The sequence below is a fragment of the Enterobacter sp. 61D5 genome (assembly GCF_034107965.1).
Classification (GTDB): Bacteria; Pseudomonadota; Gammaproteobacteria; order Enterobacterales; family Enterobacteriaceae; genus Enterobacter; species Enterobacter cloacae_M.
The window spans coordinates 4,609-5,164 of sequence record NZ_JAWNFK010000006.1; the positions used below are offsets into that span (position 1 = coordinate 4,609).

Below are 556 nucleotides of genomic sequence, written 5' to 3' on the forward strand. Positions count from 1 at the left end.
CGACAGCGCCGGGCGTCTGCTCGTTCAGGACGGCACGCTGCCCGGACAGGAGCAGTGGCGCTGGGACGCTGCCGGTAACCCTCTGTAAGGGGCTGCTGAGAAGGTCACGCACAACCGCCTGACGCATCTGAACGGCATTCGCTGGCGCTATGACATCCACGGCCGCACCGTGGAAAAAGATAACGGCCAGACCCGCTGGCACTACCGCTACGACGGTGAGCATCGCCTGACGGAAGTCATCAGCCAGCCGCGGGACCGCAACAGGCCGCAGACGCAGGTAAGCTTCCGCTACGATCCGCTCGGGCGACGCATCAGCAAAACGCGACGCCAGATGCTGGGCGGTCATCCAGCCGGCAAGCCGGTCACCACCCGGTTTGTCTGGGAAGGGTTCCGCCTGCTGCAGGAGGTGCACGGGGATGTTCCGCTCACCTACGTCTACAGCGATCAGGACAGCTACGATCCGCTGGCGCGTATTGACGGCGTGGAAGCCCCGGAGATTTTCTGGTTCCACTGCCAGCCCAACGGCACGCCGGAGCGGATGACGGATATCGAAGGG

The 556-nt window shown here is 64.6% G+C and carries 1 pseudogene; it reads left to right on the forward strand.

The features are described 5' to 3' along the window. Positions 1–556, forward strand: a pseudogene (locus UTM25_RS05235) (type IV secretion protein Rhs); the annotation flags it as partial.